This window comes from Kocuria sp. CPCC 205258 (assembly GCF_040981005.1).
In the GTDB taxonomy this organism is placed as follows: domain Bacteria; phylum Actinomycetota; class Actinomycetes; order Actinomycetales; family Micrococcaceae; genus Kocuria; species Kocuria rosea.
This window is the reverse complement of record NZ_JAVKPS010000005.1, coordinates 141,741-157,376: the sequence shown is the minus strand read 5'-3', so window position 1 is coordinate 157,376 and position 15,636 is coordinate 141,741. Positions and strand designations below refer to the sequence as shown.

Annotated in this window: 13 protein-coding genes; 9 read left to right on the top strand and 4 right to left on the bottom strand. The window is 72.4% G+C overall.

Translation table 11 applies throughout. The features are described 5' to 3' along the window. Nucleotides 1–65 precede the first annotated feature (65 nt). The 4 genes from RF644_RS10785 to sdhC all read right to left on the bottom strand — a co-directional run bounded on the left by RF644_RS10785 (nucleotide 66) and on the right by sdhC (nucleotide 3,768). Nucleotides 66–1,034, bottom strand: coding sequence for a succinate dehydrogenase iron-sulfur subunit (locus RF644_RS10785; RefSeq protein WP_368796517.1), 969 nt, complete (start codon nucleotides 1,032–1,034; stop codon nucleotides 66–68). Continuing rightward, complete coding sequence (sdhA, locus tag RF644_RS10780; RefSeq protein ID WP_017832182.1) at nucleotides 1,034–2,785, bottom strand: succinate dehydrogenase flavoprotein subunit; 1,752 nt, start codon at nucleotides 2,783–2,785, stop codon at nucleotides 1,034–1,036. The genes RF644_RS10785 and sdhA overlap by 1 nt, the downstream gene beginning before the upstream one ends. A 108-nt stretch (nucleotides 2,786–2,893) precedes the next feature. Then, nucleotides 2,894–3,382 carry a succinate dehydrogenase hydrophobic membrane anchor subunit gene (locus RF644_RS10775; protein ID WP_017832183.1) on the bottom strand — a complete coding sequence of 163 codons (489 nt, stop codon included), beginning with the start codon at nucleotides 3,380–3,382 and terminating at the stop codon, nucleotides 2,894–2,896. A 5-nt stretch (nucleotides 3,383–3,387) separates the two neighbouring features. Beyond that, nucleotides 3,388–3,768 carry a succinate dehydrogenase, cytochrome b556 subunit gene (sdhC, locus tag RF644_RS10770; protein ID WP_017832184.1) on the bottom strand — a complete coding sequence of 127 codons (381 nt, stop codon included), beginning with the start codon at nucleotides 3,766–3,768 and terminating at the stop codon, nucleotides 3,388–3,390. Between the two features lie 224 nt (nucleotides 3,769–3,992). Between sdhC and RF644_RS10765 the strand changes: the two genes are divergently transcribed. The 9 genes from RF644_RS10765 to RF644_RS10725 all read left to right on the top strand — a co-directional run bounded on the left by RF644_RS10765 (nucleotide 3,993) and on the right by RF644_RS10725 (nucleotide 15,624). Next, entirely contained in the window at nucleotides 3,993–5,120 is a 1,128-nt protein-coding gene (locus RF644_RS10765) for a mannose-1-phosphate guanylyltransferase (protein ID WP_368796516.1), read from the top strand. Between the two features lie 39 nt (nucleotides 5,121–5,159). Further along, nucleotides 5,160–6,407: an amidohydrolase gene (locus RF644_RS10760; protein WP_368796515.1), complete on the top strand. Its 1,248-nt coding sequence runs from the start codon at nucleotides 5,160–5,162 to the stop codon at nucleotides 6,405–6,407. Between the two features lie 107 nt (nucleotides 6,408–6,514). Beyond that, nucleotides 6,515–7,624 (top strand): BMP family protein, encoded by a 1,110-nt coding sequence (locus RF644_RS10755; RefSeq protein WP_017832187.1) that lies wholly within the window; start codon nucleotides 6,515–6,517, stop codon nucleotides 7,622–7,624. A gap of 118 nt (nucleotides 7,625–7,742) precedes the next feature. Then, a complete protein-coding gene (locus RF644_RS10750; RefSeq protein WP_368796514.1) occupies nucleotides 7,743–9,389 on the top strand; it encodes an ABC transporter ATP-binding protein in 1,647 nt (548 codons plus the stop codon). Beyond that, nucleotides 9,386–10,657, top strand: coding sequence for an ABC transporter permease (locus tag RF644_RS10745; RefSeq protein WP_368796513.1), 1,272 nt, complete (start codon nucleotides 9,386–9,388; stop codon nucleotides 10,655–10,657). The genes RF644_RS10750 and RF644_RS10745 overlap by 4 nt, the downstream gene beginning before the upstream one ends. After that, nucleotides 10,654–12,054: an ABC transporter permease gene (locus RF644_RS10740; RefSeq protein ID WP_368796512.1), complete on the top strand. Its 1,401-nt coding sequence runs from the start codon at nucleotides 10,654–10,656 to the stop codon at nucleotides 12,052–12,054. The genes RF644_RS10745 and RF644_RS10740 overlap by 4 nt, the downstream gene beginning before the upstream one ends. Before the next feature lie 7 nt (nucleotides 12,055–12,061). Further along, on the top strand, nucleotides 12,062–12,490 hold the full coding sequence (locus RF644_RS10735) for a cytidine deaminase (protein WP_368796511.1): 429 nt from the start codon (nucleotides 12,062–12,064) through the stop codon (nucleotides 12,488–12,490). A gap of 18 nt (nucleotides 12,491–12,508) precedes the next feature. After that, on the top strand, nucleotides 12,509–13,816 hold the full coding sequence (locus RF644_RS10730) for a thymidine phosphorylase (protein WP_017832192.1): 1,308 nt from the start codon (nucleotides 12,509–12,511) through the stop codon (nucleotides 13,814–13,816). 83 nt (nucleotides 13,817–13,899) lie between these two features. Beyond that, the gene (locus RF644_RS10725) at nucleotides 13,900–15,624 is read left to right on the top strand and encodes a hypothetical protein (RefSeq protein WP_368796510.1); all 1,725 of its coding nucleotides are present in this window, start codon (nucleotides 13,900–13,902) and stop codon (nucleotides 15,622–15,624) included. The last annotated feature ends 12 nt before the right edge of the window (nucleotides 15,625–15,636 follow it).

Genomic DNA, 15,636 nt, shown 5'->3' with positions numbered 1-15,636 from the left:
CGCACGGACGACGGCGGCCCGCCCCCTGCCGTGCAGGGGACGGGCCGCGGCGGCCTGGGGCACGCTCACATGGAGCGGCTCAGGATGGCGTTCTTGACCTCGGCGATGGCCTTCGTGACCTGGATGCCGCGCGGGCACGCCTCGGTGCAGTTGAAGGTCGTGCGGCAGCGCCACACGCCCTCCTTGTCGTTGAGGATCTCCAGGCGCAGGTCCCCCGCGTCGTCGCGGGAGTCGAAGATGAACCGGTGCGCGTTGACGATCGCCGCCGGGCCGAAGTACTGGCCGTCGGTCCAGAACACGGGGCAGGACGACGTGCACGCGGCGCACAGGATGCACTTGGTGGTGTCGTCGAAGCGCGCCCGGTCCTCCTGGGACTGGTAGCGCTCCATGGTCGGCTCGTTGCCGCCGGCCACGAGGAACGGCATGATCTCGCGGTATGACTGGAAGAACGGCTCCATGTCCACGATCAGGTCCTTCTCGCACGGCAGGCCCTTGATGGGTTCCACCGTGACGGGCTTGGACAGGTCGAGGTCCTTGAGCAGCACCTTGCAGGCGAGGCGGTTCTGGCCGTTGATGCGCATGGCGTCCGAGCCGCACACGCCGTGCGCGCAGGAACGGCGGAAGGACAGCGAGCCGTCGATCTCCCACTTCACCTTGTGCAGGGCGTCCAGCACGCGGTCGGTGCCGTACATGGTGAGCTTGTACTCGTCCCAGCGGACCTCGTCGGAGACCTCCGGGTTGTAGCGGCGGATCTGCAGGGTGAGGTCGAAGGTCGGGATCTCGTCGCTGCCCTGCTGCTCCTCGGGCAGGTCCACGCGCGCGGCGGGCTCCCCGCCCTCGGCGTTCTCGGCGGCGGGGTCCACGGCCGGGGCCGCGGCCTCGTCGCGCTCGTCGACCGACCCGGCGTCCGCGTCGGTCTTGTAGCCGGCGCGGTCGTCCTGGGCGTGGCCCGGGGCGTGGCCGTGCTCGGGGGCGCGGTCCTGGGGGTCGTCGCGGCCGTCCTCGGGCCGGTCGGGAGTGTGTGCGGTAGACATCAGTACTTACGCTCCATGGGCTCGTAGCGGGTGAAGATGACGGGCTTCGTCTCCTGCCGGATCCCCGCGGTGGGGGAGGAGGGATCGAGGTAGACCATCGAGTGCTTCATGAAGTTGGCGTCGTCGCGCTCCGGGAAGTCCTCCCGGAAGTGCCCGCCGCGGGACTCGGTGCGGTGCAGGGCGGCCACGGTCATGACCTTCGCGAGCTGCAGGAGGAAGCCGAGCTCCACGGCCTCCAGCAGGTCCAGGTTGAAGCGCTTGCCCTTGTCCTGGATGGAGATGTTCGCGTACCGGGCCTCGAGGGCGGCGATGTCGTCCAGCGCCGTCTGCAGGGTGTCGGCGGTGCGGAACACCTGGACGTTGAGGTCCATGGTGTCCTGCAGGTCCTTGCGGATCGCGGCGACCTTCTCGGTGCCGGTGCCGTTGCGGGCGTTGTCGAGCAGCGCCACGGTGCTGTCCAGGGCGGTGTCCGGCACGGGCACGAACTCGGCCCGCTGCGCGTACTCGGCGGCGTAGATGCCGGCGCGCTTGCCGAACACGTTGATGTCCAGCAGCGAGTTGGTGCCCAGGCGGTTGGAGCCGTGCACGGACACGCAGGCGACCTCGCCGGCGGCGTACAGGCCCGGGACCACGTTCTCGTTGTCCTGGAGCACCTCGGCCTTGATGTTGGTCGGGATGCCGCCCATGGCGTAGTGGCAGGTCGGGAACACCGGGACGGGCTCGGTGTAGGGCTCCACGCCCAGGTACGTGCGGGCGAACTCCGTGATGTCGGGCAGCTTCGCGTCGATGTGCGCCGGCTCGAGGTGGGTGAGGTCGAGCAGGACGTAGTCCTTGTTCGGCCCGGCGCCGCGGCCCTCGCGCACCTCGTTGGCCATGGAGCGGGCCACGATGTCGCGGGGGGCGAGGTCCTTGATGGTCGGGGCGTAGCGCTCCATGAACCGCTCGCCGTCGGCGTTGCGCAGGATCCCGCCCTCGCCGCGGGCGGCCTCGGAGACGAGGATGCCCAGCCCGGCCAGGCCGGTGGGGTGGAACTGAATGAACTCCATGTCCTCGAGGGGCAGGCCGTTGCGGAACGCGATGGCCATGCCGTCGCCGGTGAGCGTGTGGGCGTTGGAGGTCGTCTTGTAGACCTTGCCCGCCCCGCCGGAGGCAAAGACCACGGACTTGGCCTGGAAGACGTGCAGCTCCCCGGAGGCAAGGTCGTAGGAGACGACGCCGGCGACGCGGCGCTGGCCGTCGACCTCGGTCATGATCAGGTCCAGGACGTAGTACTCGTTGAAGAACTCCACGTTGTGCTTGATGCAGTTCTGGTACAGCGTCTGGAGGATCATGTGGCCGGTGCGGTCCGCGGCGTAGCAGGCGCGGCGCACGGGGGCCTTGCCGTGGTCGCGGGTGTGGCCGCCGAAGCGGCGCTGGTCGATCTTGCCCTCGGGGGTGCGGTTGAACGGCAGGCCCATCTTCTCGAGGTCGAGGACGGCGTCGATGGCCTCCTTGGCCATCACCTCGGCGGCGTCCTGGTCGACCAGGTAGTCACCGCCCTTGATGGTGTCGAACGTGTGCCACTCCCAGTTGTCCTCCTCGACGTTGGCGAGGGCCGCGCACATGCCGCCCTGCGCCGCGCCGGTGTGGGACCGCGTGGGGTACAGCTTGGTCAGTACGGCAGTGCGGGAGCGCTGACCGGCCTCGATGGCGGCGCGCATACCGGCACCACCGGCGCCGATGATGACCACGTCGTACTTGTGAACCTGCATACCGGTTGTTCTTTCTGTTGGGTGTTCCGTCGGATGTGCTGGGGCCCGGTCGCCTGTGACCGGACGGCGGAGACGGCCCGCCGCGGGGCGGGCCGTCTCCGGCAGGGATCAGCCCGCGGTGCAGAAGCTCGCGAGCAGCGCGGGGTCCGCGCCGGCCGGGCAGGGCTCGAAGGTGAAGATGACGAGGGTGCCGAGCAGGATCACGAAGGCGGACGTGGTGAAGAGGAAGACCTTCAGCCAGAACCGGGTCCGGTCCTTCTCCGCGTAGTCGTCGATGATCACGCGCAGCCCGTTCGTGCCGTGCAGCATCGCCAGCCACAGCAGGAGCATGTCGAAGACCTGCCAGAACGGGCTGGCCCACTTGCCGGCCACGAACGCGAAGTCGACGGCGTTCACGCCGCCCTCCGGGCCCACGAGGTTGACCCAGAGGTGGACGAAGACGAGCACCAGCAGGATCACGCCGGACAGGCGCATGAACAGCCACGCGAACATCTCGAAGTTGTTGCGGCGGGACGAGGAGCGGTTGTACTTGATGCCGTTGACCTCGAGGTCCTTGCTCCGGGGGACCGAGATGCTTGCCTTGAGCGGAGTGCTCATAGTGATTAACCCCCGAAGACGTGGGACAGGTGACGGATGAGGAAGGGGATCATGACGACGACCCACAGGGCCAGGACGCCCCAGAGCATCTGCTTCTGGTACTTGGTGCCGCTGGACCAGAAGTCGACCATGATGATGCGCAGGCCGTTGAAGGCGTGGTAGACGATGGCCGCCACGAGGCCGGCCTCGCCCAGGCCCATGACCGGGTTCTTGTAGGTCGCCATGACCGCGTTGTAGGCCTCGGGGGAGACCCGCACGAGCGCCGTGTCCAGGACGTGGACCAAGAGAAAGAAGAAGATGGCCACGCCGGTGATGCGATGGGCCACCCAGGACCACTGGCCATGAGCCTGGCCGCGGTACAGGGTGCCCTTGGATGTCTTCGCCACTGAAAAACCTCCCTGAGTCGCTCGCCGTCGTGCGCTCTAGAAATGTTCGGGAATTCGCACTGCGCACGACGTGAGCGGAGCCCTCCGGCTCTGTGTCGGATGATGCGCGAGTTCCCTCCCACGATACCAGCACGACCGGTGTTTACTGACAGGCTGTCCCGCACGGGCGCACGGGTTCCGCCGCGCGCGCACGTCGTTTTCCGTGGGCTCCCGGGCGACGTCGTATGGTGTTCTCCGTGACCTCCCCACTCGCGCACTTCCACCCCTTCATCCCTGCCGGAGGGGTGGGCTCCCGGCTGTGGCCCCTCTCCCGGGCCGACGCCCCCAAGTTCCTGCTCGACCTCACCGGCTCCGGCTCCTCCCTGCTCCGCGCCACGTACGACCGGCTCGCGGGCCTGGGCGACGGCCCGGTCATGGTCGTGACCGGGCGCACGCACGCGGCCGCGGTCTGCCGCCAGCTCCCGGAGCTCTCCACCGGCGACCTCGTGCTCGAGCCGTCCCCGAAGGACTCGGCGGCGGCCATCGGCCTGGCCTGCATGCTCGTCCAGCGCCGCGACCCCGAGGCGATCATCGGGTCCTTCGCGGCCGACCACGTGATCGAGCCCGCCGGCGCCTTCCAGGACGTGGTCCGGGAGGCCGTGGCCGCGGCGGCCTCGGGGCGGATCGTGACCATCGGGATCCCGCCGAGCTCCCCGGCCACCGGCTTCGGCTACATCCGGGCCGGCGCCCAGCTCGGGCTGCCGGACGCGCCCCACGCCCTGCAGGTCGCGGAGTTCGTCGAGAAGCCCGACGAGGACACCGCCCGGCACTACGTGGCGAGCGGCAACTACACGTGGAACGCCGGGATGTTCGTGGCGCCCGCGTCCCTGATGCTGCGCCACCTCGCCGCGAGCCAGCCGGAGCTGCACGCGGGGCTCACCGAGATCGCCGACGCCTGGGGCACGCCCGCCCAGGACGAGGTGGTGGACCGGGTATGGCCCGGGCTGCCCAAGATCGCGATCGACTACGCCGTGGCCGAGCCCGCGGCGGCCGCCGGGGACGTGGCCATGGTCCCGGCGAGCTTCACCTGGGACGACGTCGGGGACTTCGCCGCGATCCGGCGGCTCAACCACGTCGACCCCGAGACCGACCCCGACGTCACGGTCCTCGGCGACAACAGCCGGGTGCTCTCCGACAGCTCCAGCGGCATCGTCGTCTCGGACACGGGCCGGCTGATCGCGCTGATCGGGGTCGAGGACATCGTCGTCGTCGACACCCACGACGCGCTGCTGGTGACCACCCGGGAGCACGCCCAGCGCGTCAAGGACGCGGTGGCCTCCCTCAAGCAGAGCGGCAACACGGACGTCCTGTGAGCGTCGGGGGCGGCGCGCGCCCGGGAGTAGTCTGGACAGATGCCTGACGCGCCATCCTCCGCCGCGGCCCTGGAGGCCGGCCTCCCGCCCGCCATCGGCCCCCTGCTCAAGCGCTACCTGCCCGACCTGATCGCCTTCCGGCGGGACCTGCACCGCCACCCGGAGCTGTCCTACCAGGAGTTCCGCACCACGGACCGGATCGTCGGCGCCCTGGAGAACATGGGCCTGTCCCCGGTGCGGCTCTCGGACACCGGGTGCTACGTGGACATCGGGCACGGCCCGATCGGCGTGGGCCTGCGGGCGGACATCGACGCGCTGCCGATCCAGGAGGGCACGGGCCTCGAGTACTCCTCCGTCAACGACGGCGTGGCGCACTCCTGCGGGCACGACATCCACGCCACGGTGATGGTGGGCGTGGCCAAGGTGCTCGCGGACCTGCACCGGACCGCACACATCGCCGGGACCGTGCGGATCGTCTTCCAGCCCGCCGAGGAGCAGCTGCCCGGCGGCGCCCTCACCGTGCTGCGCCAGGGCGTCCTCGAGGGCGTGCCCCGGATGTTCGCCCTGCACTGCGAGCCCAAGGTCGACGTCGGCCAGGTCGGCACCCGGATCGGCGCGATCACGTCCGCCTCCGACACCGTGCGCATCGAGTTCACCGGCCGCGGCGGGCACACCTCCCGCCCCCACCTCACGCAGGACCTCGTCTACGCGATGGCCCAGATCGCCGTGAACGTCCCGGCCGTGCTCTCCCGGCGGATCGACGTGCGCTCCGGCGTGGCCGTGGTGTGGGGCCAGATGCACGCCGGCGTGGCGCCCAACGCCATCCCCGCCACCGGGTTCATGTCCGGGACGATGCGCTGCCTCGACGCCGACGCCTGGCACCGGGCGGGCACGCTGCTCGACGAGGTCGTGCACCAGGTGGCCGCGCCCTACGGGGTGGACGTGGAGCTGGAGCACATCCGCGGCGTCCCTCCCGTGGTCAACGGGGAGGTGGAGACCACGCTCATCGAGAACGCCGCCCGCGCCGAGCTCGGCGAGGACGCGGTGGTGCTGGTGCACCAGTCGATGGGCGGGGAGGACTTCGCGTGGTTCCTCCAGGAGGTGCCCGGGGCGATGATGCGGCTGGGCACGCGCACGCGGGGCGGGCACACCTACGACCTGCACCAGTCGGACTACGTGGCGGACGAGGCCGCGATCGGCTGCGGCATCCAGGTCATGACCAACACGGCCCTGCGCGCCATCCGGCTGCACGCCCGGCAGACACGGCCGGACGTCACCACGAATTAACGCCGGCCTCCGGCGCACCGCCACTACCCGTGGGTAGAGTGGCACCACGTCGCGCTTGCCGCGTGACCGGGATCACCGCCCGGCCGCGCCCGTCTCCTGGAGGAACCATGACCTTCCCGCCCCGGACGTCCCGAGGAACCCGCCCGCTCTCCGCCGCCGCGCTGCTCGGCGCCTCCGCCCTCGTGCTCGCCGGCTGCGGCGCGGCCCCCGAGGAGGGCGGCGAGGCGCAGGAGCAGGCCACCGACTTCACCGGCTGCATCGTCTCCGACTCCGGCGGGTTCCAGGACCGCTCCTTCAACCAGAACTCCTACGAGGGCCTGCAGGCCGTCGAGGAGTCCATGGGCATCGAGGTCAACCAGGCCGAGTCCCAGGCCGAGACCGACTTCGAGCCCAACCTGACGTCCATGGTGCAGTCCGGGTGCGACCTCACGCTGTCCGTGGGCTTCCTCCTCGCCGACGCCACCCGGGCCGTGGCCGAGGCCAACCCCGAGTCCAACTTCGCGATCGTCGACGACGCCTCGATCGAGCTCGACAACGTCAAGCCGCTCGTCTACAACACGGCCGAGGCCGCGTTCCTCGCCGGCTACGTGGCGGCGGGCAGCACCCAGAGCGGGACCGTGGCGACCTACGGCGGCATGGACATCCCCACCGTGACGGTGTTCATGGACGGCTTCGCCGACGGCATCGACCACTACAACGAGACCAAGGGCGAGGACGTGCGGCTCCTGGGCTGGGACAAGGACTCCCAGGACGGCACCTTCGTCAACAGCTTCACCGACACCTCCGCGGCGAAGACCACCACGCAGAACTTCATCAACGAGGGCGCGGACATCGTGCTCCCCGTGGCCGGGCAGGCCGCCCTCGGCACCCTCGACGCCGTGGTCGAGGCCAACGGCGGCGGCGGCGACGAGGTCCGCTTCGTGTGGGTCGACGCCGACGGCTACGAGACCCTCGACCAGGGACAGGAGTACCAGCTCACCTCGGTGCTCAAGCAGATGAGCACCTCCGTGCAGGACGTCGTCGAGTCGGCCGCCGAGGGCGAGTTCAGCAACGAGCCCTACGTCGGCACCCTCGAGAACGACGGCGTGGGCATCGCCCCGTTCCACGACCAGGAGGAGGCCGTGGGCGAGGAGCTCGCCGCCGAAGTCGAGCAGCTGCGCCAGGACATCATCGACGGCACGGTCACCGTCGAGTCCGAGAACTCGCCGCAGGCCTGATCCCGGACGACACCGACCACCGCACCCACCGCCGCCAGCGAGGGCCCCGGCCGCAGCTGGCGGCGGTGGCGTGCCCGCCCGGGGCCGGCGGACGGCCCAGGAGGAGGACCACCCCACCATGAAGCTGGAACTGCAGTCCATCACCAAGCGGTTCGGCTCCTTCGCGGCCAACGAGGACGTCGACCTCGTCGTGGAGCCCGGGCAGATCCACTGCCTCCTCGGCGAGAACGGGGCGGGCAAGTCCACCCTGATGAACGTCCTCTACGGCCTGTACCGGCCGAGCGGGGGGCGCATCCTGGTGGACGGCGCCGAGGTGTCCTTCCGGGGCCCGGGGGACGCCATGGCCGCCGGGATCGGCATGGTGCACCAGCACTTCATGCTGGTGCCGGTGTTCACCGTCGCGGAGAACGTGGCCCTCGGCGCGGAGAGCACCCGCGGCGGCACCCTCGACCTCGAGACCACCCGCCGCCGGATCCGGGAGATCTCGCAGCGCTACGGCTTCCACGTGGACCCGGACGCCGTGGTCGAGGACCTGCCCGTGGGCGTGCAGCAGCGCGTCGAGATCATCAAGGCCCTCGTGCGGGAGGCGCAGGTGCTCATCCTCGACGAGCCCACCGCGGTGCTCACGCCCCGGGAGACCGACGAGCTGCTCGAGATCATGCGCCAGCTGCGCGGGTCCGGGAAGTCGATCCTGTTCATCTCCCACAAGCTGCGGGAGGTCAAGGCGATCTCCGACGTCATCACGGTGATCCGCCGCGGCCGGGTGGTGGGCCAGACGTCCCCGGAGGCCTCGACCTCCGAGCTCGCGGCCCTCATGGTGGGCCGGGACGTGTCCCTGACCGTCACCAAGGGCGAGGCCGAGCCGGGGGAGCGGGCCCTGGAGGTCTCCGGGCTCACCGTGGTCGCGGACAACGGCGTGAAGCTGCTCGACGACGTCGGGTTCGACGTGGCCCGCGGGGAGATCCTCGCGGTGGCCGGCGTGCAGGGCAACGGCCAGACGGAGCTGGCCGAGGCGATCCTCGGCCTGCGGGAGCGGGCCACCGGCTCGATCCGGCTGGGCGGCACGGAGCTGCTCGGGAAGTCCGTGCGCCAGGTCCTCGACGCCGGCGTGGGCTTCGTCCCGGAGGACCGCTCCACGGACGGGCTCGTGGGCCCGTTCACCGTCGCCGAGAACCTCGTGCTGGACCTCTACGGCGACGACCGCTTCTCCCGCGGCCCGTCCCTGCGGCTGGGCGAGGTCCAGGCCAACGCCCGCCGCGCCGTCGAGCAGTTCGACGTCCGCACCCCCTCCGTGGACGCCCCCGTGCAGACCCTCTCCGGCGGCAACCAGCAGAAGGTCGTCATCGCCCGGGAGCTCTCCCGGCCCCTCGAGCTCTTCCTCGCCTCCCAGCCCACCCGCGGCGTGGACGTGGGGTCCATCGAGTTCATCCACGAGCAGATCGTCGCCGAGCGGGACAAGGGCGTGGCCGTGCTCATCGTCTCGACCGAGCTCGACGAGGTGTACGCGCTCGCGGACCGGATCGCCGTGTTCTTCCACGGCCGGATCATGGGGATCGTGGGCCCCGACACCCCGCGCGACGTCCTGGGCCAGATGATGGCCGGGGCCACCGCCGAGGAGCTCGGCGCGGCCGGCGCCCTGCCCGACGGCGCGCGGCGGACCGGGGCGCAGCCGGCCGTCCCCCCGCAGACCGACGCCCCACCGACCGATGCCCCGCAGGCCGGCGCCCCGCAGGCCACGGCGCAGCACCCGAAGGAGCAGGCATGAGTGCCACCGGAGCGGCCCCCGCGGCCGCCGACCAGCAGAAGGCGCCGCCGCCCACGGCCGTCGCCCCCGGGAGCCCCCGGCGGGACTGGACCGGCTCCGCGGTGCAGTCCGTGCTCGCGATCGTCGCCGCCCTGCTCCTGGGCGGGCTCCTCATCGCCCTGACCGACGACCGGGTGGCCGACGCCGCGAGCTACCTCTTCGCCCGCCCCGGGGACACGCTCGCGGCCATGTGGGCCGCCGCGTCCTCCGCCTACGAGGCGATGTTCTACGGCGCCGTCTACAACCCGAACGGCAGCACGTTCGCGCAGCGGGTCTACCCGCTCGCGGAGACCCTCACCGTGGCCACGCCGCTGATCCTGGCGGGGCTCGGGGTGGCCGTGGCCTTCCAGGCCGGGCTGTTCAACATCGGCGCCCAGGGGCAGCTGCTGATCGGCGCGGCGCTGGCCGCCTGGGTCGGCTTCGCCTGGCAGCTGCCGGTGGGCGTGCACCTGCTCGCCGTGATCCTCGCCGGGGCCCTCGGCGGCGCGCTGTGGGGGGCGATCGTGGGCGTGCTCAAGGCCCGCACCGGGGCCCACGAGGTGATCCTGACGATCATGCTCAACTACATCGCGCTCAACCTCGTCGCCTGGCTGCTCACCCGCCCGGCGTTCCTGCGCCCGGGCTCCTCGAACCCCGTCAGCCCCCAGGTCGCGGACACCGCGATGTTCCCCAAGCTGCTGGGCGAGCAGTTCCGGCTGCACTGGGGGTTCGTGCTCGCGGTCCTCGCCACGGTGTTCGTCGCCTGGCTGCTCAAGCGCTCCACGATCGGCTTCGAGCTGCGGGCCGTGGGCGCCAACCCGCGCGCGGCCCGGACCGCCGGCATCTCGGTCACGCGCGGCTTCGTCGTCGTCATGGTCCTCGCGGGCGCCCTCGCGGGACTCGCGGGCGTGGCCCAGATCTCCGGCACCGAGCGCGCACTGACCGCGGGCGTCGCCGCGTCCTTCGGCTTCGATGCGATCACGGTGGCCCTGCTGGGCCGGTCCAAGCCGTGGGGCACGTTCTTCGCGGGCCTGCTCTACGGCGGGTTCCGCGCCGGCGGCGTCACCATGCAGTCGATGACCGGCACGAACATCGACATCGTCCTGGTCGTGCAGTCCCTGATCGTCCTGTTCATCGCCCTGCCGCCGCTGGTGCGGACCGGGCAGGACCGGGTCCGCTCCCGCCGCGGCGGGAGCGCCACGGCCACCACCGCCGCCACCGCCACCGCCACCGAGGGAGGCCGGGCATGAGCTCACAGCATCCGGAACCGCGCCCCGAGCAGGCGCCCTGGGACTCCGGCGGCCCGGCCGGCAGCACAGCCGGCGGTCAGGCCGGCGGCACCGCCGCGACGACCCTGCCCCCGCCGGCCGAGGCGGAGCTGTCCACGACCGCGGCCAACGAGGTCGTGGGCGTCACCAGCTGGCGCACCCCGGTGGTCCTCGGCCTCCTGAGCGTCGTGGCCCTGCTGCTGTTCGGGCTCAACGCCCCGGACAACACGGTGAGCTTCCGCGTCTCGGAGGCCGGCGACCTCTTCCGCGTGCCGGACCTCGTGGTGCACGGCGTGCTGTGGGGCTGGCTCACCGTGGCCGTGCTCGCCGGGCTGACGGTCCTCGCGGTCCTGCGCGCCCGGGCCGGGGCGCACCTGCCCCGGTGGGCGGTGCTCGTGTTCGGCTTCTTCTTCGTCAGCGGCTTCCTCGTGTGGGTCGTGGGCAGCGCGCGCAGCCCGGACGTGTCCCTGTCCGGGCTGCTGGCCGGGTCCGTGGCCCTGGCCATCCCGCTGATCTTCGGCTCCCTGGGCGGCCTGCTGTGCGAGCGCTCCGGCGTGATCAACATCGCGATCGAGGGCCAGCTGCTGTTCGGTGCGTTCTCCGCGGCGGTGGCCGGCTCCCTCTCCGGCAGCGCCTGGGTGGGGCTGCTCGCCGCCGTGCTGGGGGCCGGGCTCGTCTCGCTCGTCCTGGCGGTCTTCTCGATCACCTACCGGGTCAACCAGGTGATCGTGGGCGTGGTGCTCAACGTGCTCGTGTCCGGACTGACCGGCTTCCTCTTCGCCACGGTGCTGGAGTCGAACCCGGGCGTGTTCAACTCCCCGCCGCGGCTGCCGCGCTTCGCCGTGCCCGTGCTCTCGGAGATCCCCCTGATCGGGCCGATCGTCTTCGACCAGTCCGTGATCGGTTACCTGATGTACGCCGCGGTGGCGCTCGTGTGGTTCGCGCTCTACCGGACGCGCTGGGGGCTGCGCACCCGGTCGGTGGGGGAGCACCCCAAGGCCGCGGACACCCTGGGCGTGAAGGTCAACGCCCTGCGCTTCCGCAACGTGCTGCTCGGCGGGATGGTCGCCGGTCTCGGCGGCGCCTTCTACACGCTGGTCTCCGTCTCCGCGTTCACCCGGGACATGACCTCCGGCGCCGGCTACATCGCGCTGGCCGCCCTGATCTTCGGCCGCTGGAACCCGGTCGGGGCGCTGCTCGCCTCCCTGCTGTTCGGCTTCGCGTCCAACCTGCAGTCGATCCTGTCCTTCCTGGGCACGCCCGTGCCCAGCCAGTTCCTGGCCATGCTCCCGTACGTCGTCACCATCCTGGCCGTGGCCGGGCTCGTGGGGGTCTCCCGCGGTCCCGCGGCCATCGGCAAGCCCTACACCAAGGAGTGAGCGCCCCGTGAACGACCCCCTGCGCCCCGGCGGCGAGGTGACCGGCGACGGGCCCCGGATCGACTGGGACCGGCTGCGTGAGGCGGCCGTGGCCGCCCGCGAGCACGCCTACGTCCCGTACTCGCGCTTCCCCGTGGGCGCGGCCGCCCTCACCGAGGACGGGCGGGTGGTCTCCGGGTGCAACGTGGAGAACGCCTCCTACGGCCTGACCCTGTGCGCCGAGTGCGCCCTGGTGTCCGCGCTGCACATGTCCGGCGGCGGGCGGCTCGTCGCGTTCGTGTGCGTGGACGGGAACGGCGACGTCCTCATGCCCTGCGGACGGTGCCGGCAGCTGCTGCACGAGCACCGCGCGCCCGGCCTGCGGTTGCTCACCGTCTCCGGGGTGCGCACCATGGCCGAGGTGCTGCCCGACGCCTTCGGCCCCGAGAACCTCTAGTCCCCGAAAGGACCCCACATGACCGAGCAGTTCGACGCCGTGGACGTCATCCGGACCAAGCGCGACGGCGGTGCGCTCTCGCCCGGGCAGATCGCGTGGGTCCTGGACGCCTACACGCGCGGGGTCGTGGCCGAGGAGCAGATGAGCGCCCTGGCCATGGCAATCTTCCTGCGGGGCATGGACCGGGACGAGATCGCGGCCTGGACGCGGGCGATGATCGCCTCGGGCGAGCGGATGGACTTCTCCGCGCTCGTGCGCTCCGGGGCGCGCTCGGCCACCGCGGACAAGCACTCGACCGGCGGGGTGGGGGACAAGATCACGCTGCCGCTGGCCCCGCTCGTGGCCGTGTACGGCGTGGCCGTCCCGCAGCTGTCCGGGCGCGGCCTCGGCCACACCGGCGGCACCCTGGACAAGCTCGAGTCCATCCCCGGCTGGCGGGCGGCCCTGTCCAACGAGGAGATGCTGGCCCAGCTGCGGGACGTGGGCGCGGTGATCTGCGCCGCGGGCTCCGGCCTGGCGCCCGCGGACAAGAAGCTCTACGCGCTGCGGGACGTCACCGGGACGGTCGAGTCGATCCCGCTCATCGCGTCCTCCATCATGTCCAAGAAGATCGCCGAGGGCACCCAGTCCCTCGTGCTCGACGTCAAGGTGGGCTCCGGGGCGTTCATGAAGGATCTGGCCTCCGCCCGCGAGCTGGCCCGCACGATGGTCGACCTCGGCACCGGCGCCGGGGTCACGACCACCGCCCTGCTCACCGACATGTCCACGCCCCTCGGCCTGGCGGTCGGCAACGCCGTGGAGGTCCAGGAGTCCGTCGAGGTGCTCGCCGGCGGCGGCCCGGCCGACGTCGTGGAGCTCACCGTGGCGCTCGCCGCGGAGATGCTCGCCGCGTCCGGGGTCCCGGACGCCGACCCGGCGGAGGCGCTGCGGGACGGCCGGGCCATGGACGTGTGGCGGGCCATGGTGGCCGCCCAGGGCGGCGACCCCGACGCCCCGCTGCCGCGGGCCCGGGAGTCCGAGACCGTGGTGGCCGAGGCCGACGGCGTGCTCGCCGAGCTCGACGCCCACCGGGTGGGGGTGGCCTCCTGGCGCCTCGGGGCGGGCCGCGCCCGGCGCGAGGACCCCGTCCAGGCCGGCGCCGGCGTGCTGCTGCACGCCAAGCCCGGGGACGCGGTCCGGGCCGGGCAGCCGCTGCTGACCCTGCTCACCGACACCCCCGAGCGCTTCGCGCGGGCCCGGGAGGCCCTCGAGGGCGCCGCCGTGATCGCCCCGGAGGCGCCGGCGTCCCGGCCGGACCGCGCCGTGGTCCTGGAGACCGTGCGGTGATCGCCGGCCGCTGAAGCGCCGGGGCCGGCTGCCGGGCCCGCCTATACTGCGGAGAGAACCAGCGCGAAACGAGAACCGAGGGCGTGCGCACACGCTCGGAAGGGTGGGTCCAGTTGGGTCTGCGAGGCATTTTCCGGAAGAACACCGAGGACAGCACACCGCGCCACGAGACCGGACGGCCCGAGCAGCCGGCCGGTCCGACCGCCGGCCCCGACACCGGGACCCGGGAAACGGGCCGGGACGGCGGCGACCGGGGCACCGGTTCCCGGGGTCCGGACGGGCACGGTCACGAGGAGCGCGGCCCGGAGGAGGTCCGGCCGCTGCCGGACCGCGGACCGCTGCCCTTCCTCGTGGACCGGCTGACGTCCCGGGGGGCCGACCGCGCCGTGCTCACGCTCGTCCAGCGCGGCAACACCATGACCCATCAGACCCAGCAGTCCGTGGGGGACGCCGACCCGTCCGTGGAGTCCGGGACCGTGGACCAGGACTCGCCGCTCTTCGACCCCGTGGCCGACCTCTACAGCGAGGCCATGTCCTCGCCCCGCGGCGCGTGGCAGAACGCCCGCATCGAGGTGGGCCCGGAGCAGGACGGGGTCCGCTCCGTGGTGACGACCTACGGCTTCGCCGACGGCAGCGAGGACGTCCGCACCTGGCGGTCGGGGCGGCCCGTGCCGGGCGCCGCTGCCGCGGGCACGCGGTCCGCTGCGGAGATGAGCTCCGCCGAGGACCGGTCCGCCGGTGAGCGCCCCACCGGGGAGCGGTCCGACGACGAGCGCCGTCCCGCCGCATCGGAGCCGACGGGCCCGGCCGCGGAGCACTCGGCCGGGGGAGTCCCCGCCGCGGCGGCCGCCGCTGCCGGTGGAGCCGCTGCCGGTGGGGCCGGGTCCTCCGCGGCCGGCGCCGCCCGTGGCGCCGTCTCCGAGCCGACCGGTGGCCCGGTCTCCGCGCGGAGCTCTGAGCCGGCCGCCGAGCCGATCACCGAGCGGACCACCGGGGCGGAGCCCGTTCCCGGGACTGCTCCCGCCACGGAGGCCTCCGCGGCCGGCCGGGAGCAGGACGAGGACCGCGCCGCCGACCGGGAGGCCACCGCCCACGACGTCCCCGACCACGGCGCCGCCCAGCACGAGGTCCCCGACCACGTCGACCACGAGGAGTGGCACGAGGACGTCGAGCCGGCCGCGCCCACCGGGGCGGCGGCCGCGACGGCCGCCGCGGCCGCCGCCGGCACCGCCGCCGGGGACGACCACGACTCCTCCGCCCCGGAGACCGCGGTCTCCACCGACGTCTCCCCGTCCTACCGGGCCCCGGCGGGGGCCCAGGACCGGCCCTCCCAGGACAAGCTGGCCGAGGGCAACCTCGTGCTCAAGGAGGTCGACGTCCTGCGCCGGCTCGCGGACGCCCAGCGGCGCCTGTTCGGCGAGGACGGCACGGCGATGGACGTCTCCACCGTGCTCGTGCGGGTGCGGGCCCTGGGCACCTACTACGACGCCCTGACCCACGTGCGGAAGAACGGCTTCTGGGACCAGCGCCGCACCTTCGACCTCGTCCCCGAGGAGCTGCTGCACGTGCAGGAGCTCAAGGACGAGTCCTACGTGGAGGGCAACGGGGCCCCGCTGGCGATGATGTTCCGCTTCCGCCCGGGCATCCCCCCGGAGGTGTCCTTCGACTACGCGGACGAGGAGGCCTTCGTGCGCTACGAGGACCGGCTGCCCGCGCAGAACTACCTGGAGGAGCTGCGCATGTACCCCCGCACCGGGGCGCACATCCCGCAGCACATGAACGAGGCCCTGCAGGACTGGAACTACTGAGACCGACCGAGA

Excerpts from the sequence above, each read along its gene's own strand:
- RF644_RS10785 (WP_368796517.1), bottom strand. The coding sequence starts at position 1,034 with ATGTCTACCGCACACACTCCCGACCGGCCCGAGGACGGCCGCGACGAC.
- sdhA (WP_017832182.1), bottom strand. The coding sequence starts at position 2,785 with ATGCAGGTTCACAAGTACGACGTGGTCATCATCGGCGCCGGTGGTGCC.
- RF644_RS10775 (WP_017832183.1), bottom strand. The coding sequence starts at position 3,382 with ATGAGCACTCCGCTCAAGGCAAGCATCTCGGTCCCCCGGAGCAAGGAC.
- RF644_RS10765 (WP_368796516.1), top strand. The coding sequence starts at position 3,993 with ATGGTGTTCTCCGTGACCTCCCCACTCGCGCACTTCCACCCCTTCATC.
- RF644_RS10760 (WP_368796515.1), top strand. The coding sequence starts at position 5,160 with ATGCCTGACGCGCCATCCTCCGCCGCGGCCCTGGAGGCCGGCCTCCCG.
- RF644_RS10755 (WP_017832187.1), top strand. The coding sequence starts at position 6,515 with ATGACCTTCCCGCCCCGGACGTCCCGAGGAACCCGCCCGCTCTCCGCC.
- RF644_RS10750 (WP_368796514.1), top strand. The coding sequence starts at position 7,743 with ATGAAGCTGGAACTGCAGTCCATCACCAAGCGGTTCGGCTCCTTCGCG.
- RF644_RS10745 (WP_368796513.1), top strand. The coding sequence starts at position 9,386 with ATGAGTGCCACCGGAGCGGCCCCCGCGGCCGCCGACCAGCAGAAGGCG.
- RF644_RS10740 (WP_368796512.1), top strand. The coding sequence starts at position 10,654 with ATGAGCTCACAGCATCCGGAACCGCGCCCCGAGCAGGCGCCCTGGGAC.
- RF644_RS10730 (WP_017832192.1), top strand. The coding sequence starts at position 12,509 with ATGACCGAGCAGTTCGACGCCGTGGACGTCATCCGGACCAAGCGCGAC.